The following is a 5,791-nucleotide window of genomic DNA, read 5'->3' as shown; positions in this document are numbered from 1 at the left end:
GCGGCTGCGCCCGCGCCGCCGAAGGCGTCGCCGCTGGCGCCGGCCGGGGCCGATGACGCGGACCGGGGGTCCGCGTCATCGGCAGCCGGCGGCAGCGGCAAGCCCATGACCGGATCGGGGACGACGTCGATCCGGTCATGGGGGACGCCGAATCGGGCGAGCAATTCGGCCGATTCGGCGTCGCGCACGCTCGCGTAGGCGGCTTTGCGCATCGCGCGCGCGATCCACGGGCGGAACAGCGCCCGGTTCACGGGCCCGATTCCTTGGGCGTAGACGAACGCAGGCTTGCCGCACCAGCGGGCAATCTCCATCACGCCCAAATAATACGGAATCGAGCCCAGCCCGGTTGCATCCTGCAGCAGACTGCCGCCGCCGCTGATGAGTCCGTCGCTCCCGCGGAGCGCGGCGCGGATGTTGCCGACGCCCATGCGCGGCATGGCGCGAACGCCATACTGCTTCTCCGTCCACGCCGGATCGCCGGACAGCACGATCGGCTCGATCGCGACACCCTTGGTCTTGGAAGCCTGTTCCAATGCCGTTAGTATGCTCAGAAGCACGGCTTCATCCCCGCTGTTGCGATATCCATAGTAGCCGGACAGCACGAGACGGTTGACCTTGCCGTTTGGATTTTCCTTCATTATGGCACTCACCGCCCACGTTTACATTAGAATGGGATTCCTTCCGATTAGAAATCCCATGAGAATTTACTCAGACACGATTGGATGAGAGGTGATGCGAAGCCTCTGCAGCCTCTCTCCGCGGCTGTGCGGAGAACCGCCAATTTGTAGGCAGCGCCGCTTTTGTGCGTCAGCATTTAGACGGAACGGCAACATTTATACGGAACGTCAGCATTTATACGGAACGCCAGCATTTTGCACGGATCAGCGCATTCGTACTGAGTGCGCTCTTCCACATATCCCCGCTGGACGCTAACGGCTTAACGGAACAGCATTCCGTTATTTCCACCGCAGCACCGCGCTTTGAACTCATAACGGAACGGATTTCCGTTATTCGGCAGATTCTCGCTCTCCATCCAACGCTAAAGGGCAAATAACGGAACACGCTTCCGTTATATCGCACACTCACATATCAATCTTCGAAATAGCGGAACGTGATTCCGTTATCGCTCATCGCCATTGACTAACTAATCCACGGACTCAGCACCACTCCACCTAACTGGCGCACTAAGCACCATATTCCCCTAACGAACCCGCACACTCGACGCAGCTCCACCAAGCACACGCCCGGCACCATCGCCAACTAACCGCGCGCTCTTCCCCTGCGCTTCCGGCTAACATGTAGCCGCTTCGATAACAGTAATCTACCGTTCCAAGCAAAGGCTGTTCCTCCGTCTCGCAACAAGACTTCCGGAACAGCCTCTTGGCGTCTATCGTTTAGCTTGTGAAGCTTGTCCAACGTTCATGCGATGCCGGAGAGGAGGCCGCGCGCCCGAATGATACCGGTCGCCATACGCAGCTCGTACGCTAGAACTCGCTTCACCGCGCCCGCCGTAAGCACCCGCATTTGCCCCTGAGCCCCCGCTTGAGCGCGCGTGCTCCTAAGCCCGCTTCACCCGCGCTTACGCTAGAACTCGCTTCACCGCGCCTGCCGTAAGCCCCCGCATTTGCCCCTGAGCCCCCGCTTGAGCGCGCGTGCTCCTAAGCCCGCTTCACCCGCGCTTACCCTAAACTCGCTTCACCGCGCCTGCCGTAAGCACCCGCATTTGCCCCTGAACCCCCGCTTGAGCGCACGTGCTCCTAAGCCCGCTTCACCATCGCTTGCCCCTAAGCCCGCTTGACCGCACTTGCCTTATGCCCGCCTTATAGCCGCAGAGCCGTAGCGCTGCCACAGCACCTCGACGATCCGCCAGACGGCGATGCCGACGAGGCCGATGGCGCCGCCCAGCGCGAGGCCGAGCAGGTCGCGCATCGCGGACAGGTACACCGGCGTGTGGATGTGGGCGAACGTGTCGACCATCGACAGCTGCCCGATCGTCGCCGCGACGATCAGCACCAGTCCCCAACGGTAACGCAGCGCGATGAACAGGCCAACTAGGAAAATCGGATGGCCAAGCAAGAACTCCTTCGTCCGCGGGCGAACCCCGAACGTGCTCTCCAGGAAGGAGCGGAACTGCAGCTCCAGGCCCGATGCCGCGCCGCCGTTGCCGGTCCGGGACAGGTAGTACATGCCCATCGCGCCGACTACCGCGATCACGGCGACCCATAGAACCGTAATCGGTTGTTTGAGCAGGTTCACTACATTAGCCCGAACCGAGCTTCCGTATCCATACAGCACCGCGTACAGCGCGACCAGCGCGATCGGCGCGAGGTGCAGCAGGCTGACGCCGCGGAACTGCTGGAGCACGAGCTCATATGTGATGTCGTTCAGCAGCGCGATGACGAACGGCACCGCGAACACCGAGATAACTGATGTTCTCACGTACAGCAGAATGGCGCCGCCGAGCCGTGCCCAAGCGGAGCGCGGCAGGGCGTCCTTGCGGTCATGCTTCGTCCGCAGCCAGCGGATGAGCAGCGCCATGGCAGCGGTCGGCGCCGCGATCGCTGTCGCCAAGGCGAGCGCCTGATCGAGCAGGGAGGAGCTGAGGGCCAGCACACCTGCGCCGCCGATGAGGCCGATGATCGTTACCGGCACCAGGATCGCCGGGATGAACAGGCCGATCGTTAACGCAATCAGCGCGACGGCGCCGAGGATCGCCAGCGCTTTCCATAGCTTTTCGACCGGGGCCTTGTGTACATCGAATGCATGCGCTTCGCCTGGAACGAATCCGAATTCGCCGATCTGCTTGATCGCGCCATCCGGGCCCGCCAGCGACTTCGCAATGGTGTCGATCGGAACGTTGATCTGGCCCTTCGACACATCCTTGGCTGCCATGGCGTTCAGATAGATCATGCGCAGGTTGCGATCCTTGACCGCCAGCAGGAACCGATCCGCCAGGGTGCTCGGATTCGCCGCGCTCATCTCGGCTTCCGATACCGAATGCACGCGCACGACGTCGTAATCCAGCAGCTTGGACAGCGTGCCGAAGCCCTTCTGCGGAGCCTTCAGATTCTCGATCGCGCCGATGCCGATGCCCGCCTGCTTCAACCGTTCGGCGAACAGATTCAGGCTCCCTTGCGCCGCCTGATTGCTATAACCCGTCACCGCATCCCCGTCGAAAATAATTCTCGTCACGCCGTTCGCCTTGAACGAATCGATCCATCTGCCGATCTCTTCGTCGTTATAAGGCAGGCGGTCCGACAAGCGAGGAACGATGAGGAAGCCCAAGTCTCTCAGCTTCTGGATCGCGAGCGGGTTCGGCTGCATCGCGCGCATCGTCGCGTAGTCAGGGCTCGTGCCAATGAGCAGGCCGTCGCGTCCTTGCGCTGACCAGCCGCTGACGCCTTCCGCCGCGAATGCCGCTTCGATCATCGGGCGATATACAACCTCATCCTCCGGCTTATTAAATAGAAGATAGGTGCGGTTGTCGCCAACCTGCGGCAGCTTGCCTTCCAGCATCGCCGCTTGCTGAGCGCCGAACACCGACACCTCGCCGGCCCACACCAGCTCCTCCAGCGTGCTCTCGTACACGGACATGGCATTCACGCCCGCGCTCTTCAGGAGAGTTAACTGCTTGTCCACATAGCTCTGCGGATCGGGTTGCGTCATCGATGCTTGCAACAGGTCGCGATAATCCATGACGAATTCGACTTTCTTGGCCGAAGCTTCCGTCTGCATACGGGCATATATCAGCGGCAGCGTGCCGACCAAGCCGATCAGCACGACTACCCACAGCCACTTGGCGAAGCTGCGATTCCAACGTTCCAGCCACTGGGGCACTGCAGTCACTCCTCTAGTTGTTCCATAAACCATTATTGATAAAAATAATGCCTTAGCTCTCTCCCGACAGTCGTCCGATCAACTCAAGCTGTCGACGCGCGCCATGACATCCGCAGCGAGACGCGCCACTGCAGCTTCAGCCGCAGGCAGCCCCTGCTTGCGAACCGCGAAGTACACTTTGATCTTCGGCTCCGTGCCAGACGGCCGCAGCGTGAACCACGAGCCATCGTCCAGCAGGAACTTCAGCACGTTCTCGCGCGGCAGGCCGTCCAGCCCTTGCTCGTAATCCAGCACTTGGGTGACTCGGACGCCCGCAACCTCAGTTGGCGGGTTGGCGCGCCAATCGCTCATGATGGCGGCGATCTGCGCGACGCCGTCCTTGCCCTTCAGCGTGCGGGATTCCAACTTCTCCAGGTACGTGCCGTATTGCTCGTACAGCTCGAGCAGCACGTCGTAGAGCGTCTTGCCCTGCGCCTTATAATAAGCGGCCGCTTCGCAGATGAGCAGCGCGGCGACGACCGCGTCTTTGTCTCGCGCATAAGTGCCGGTCAGGTAGCCATAGCTCTCTTCATATCCTATAAGAAACTGGTGCGAGCCGGTCTTCTCGAACTCGTTCATCCGCTCGCCGATATATTTGAAGCCCGTCAACGTGTTCATGACGGTACAGCCATAGGCGGCGGCGATATCCGCGCCCATCTCGCTCGTGACGATCGTCTTCACGACCGCGCCGTTCGCGGGCAGCTTGCCTTGCTGCTTCAGGTTGGAGAGCAGGTAATGCACCATCAGGGCGCCGGACTGATTGCCGGTTAGCACGACGAAGCGGCCTTCGTCGTTCTTCACGACTGCGCCCATCCGGTCGGCGTCCGGGTCCGTGCCGATGATCAGATCCGCGCCGACCTTGTCCGCGAGCGCGATGGCCAGCGTGAACGCTTCGTGCTCCTCCGGGTTCGGCGACTTCACCGTCGGGAACATGCCGTCCGGCTTCTCTTGCTCGGGCACGACGTGTACGTTCGTGAAGCCCGCCTTCTCCAGCGCGCGGCGAACCGGCAGGTTGCCAGTGCCATGCAGCGGCGTGAAAACAACCTGAAGCGCAGCTCCCGCGCGCTCTCTCATAAGCTTCGGATTGACGCTTTGATTGGCGACCGCATCCGTGAATCTCTCGTCTGCCTCTTCATCGAGCCAGACGATGAGGCCTTGCGCTTCCGCCTCCTGCGGAGTGAGGCGCTTCACCTGATCGAACGATTCGACCTCGCGAATCGCGGCGATGACCTGCTCTGCGTCAGCAGGCACGAGCTGGCAGCCCGTGGCGTCGTACACCTTGTACCCGTTGTACTCCGGCGGGTTGTGGCTCGCCGTGACGACGATGCCGCCGGAAGCCTTCAGGTCCCGCACCGCGAACGACAGCTGGGGCGTCGGGCGGAGCGAGCGGAACAGGTAAGTCTTGATGCCGTTCGCAGCCAGCACGCAAGCCGCCTCCAGCGAGAAGACGTCGGAGTTGTTGCGGGAATCATGCGCGATCACGACGGATGGCGCGGCGGCCGCGTCCCAGTTAGCGGTTGTGCCTGCGGCTGCACCGGCGGCAGCGGCTGCACCTGTGGCAGCAGCAATTGCGCCGGCACTTTGCCCTGCACCCGCAACACTAAGCAGATACGCCGCGAATCCTTGCGTCGCCTTGCCGATGATGTACCGGTTCATGCGGTTCGTCCCGGCGCCCATGACGCCGCGCAATCCGCCAGTGCCGAACTCCAGATCGCGGTAGAAGCGGTCCTCGATCTCCTTCGGTTGATCGACAATGCCGCGAAGCTCTTCCTTCGTCTGCTCGTCGACTGCCGGATCCTCCAGCCAAGCCCGGTACTGTTCAGCAGCTCTCGTCTCGTTCGACATGATTCCCTCATCCTCTCCCATCTAAAGTATCTCCGCAGTTTCGCACCCCGGGCTCCCAAGTTACTCGATT

General features: G+C 61.6%; 3 protein-coding genes. All 3 read right to left on the bottom strand.

What is annotated here, in order from left to right; translation table 11 throughout:
* Positions 1 to 638 (bottom strand): polysaccharide pyruvyl transferase family protein (locus tag H4Q31_RS21260; RefSeq protein ID WP_185181074.1); only part of this gene is annotated, 638 nt, incomplete at its 3' end.
* Between the two features lie 1,171 nt (positions 639 to 1,809).
* Complete coding sequence (locus H4Q31_RS21255; protein ID WP_311771783.1) at positions 1,810 to 3,837, bottom strand: DUF5693 family protein; 2,028 nt, start codon at positions 3,835 to 3,837, stop codon at positions 1,810 to 1,812.
* Positions 3,838 to 3,915: 78 nt separating this feature from the next.
* Positions 3,916 to 5,721, bottom strand: a complete 1,806-nt coding sequence (locus H4Q31_RS21250) for a phospho-sugar mutase (protein ID WP_185181075.1) — start codon at positions 5,719 to 5,721, stop codon at positions 3,916 to 3,918.
* Positions 5,722 to 5,791: the final 70 nt, after the last annotated feature.

This window comes from Cohnella lubricantis, assembly GCF_014212015.1.
In the GTDB taxonomy this organism is placed as follows: domain Bacteria; phylum Bacillota; class Bacilli; order Paenibacillales; family Paenibacillaceae; genus Cohnella; species Cohnella lubricantis.
This window is presented reverse-complemented; position numbering and strand designations above follow the sequence as displayed.

Coding starts and splice junctions, on each gene's coding strand:
- H4Q31_RS21250 (WP_185181075.1), bottom strand. CDS start 5,721: ATGTCGAACGAGACGAGAGCTGCTGAACAGTACCGGGCTTGGCTGGAG.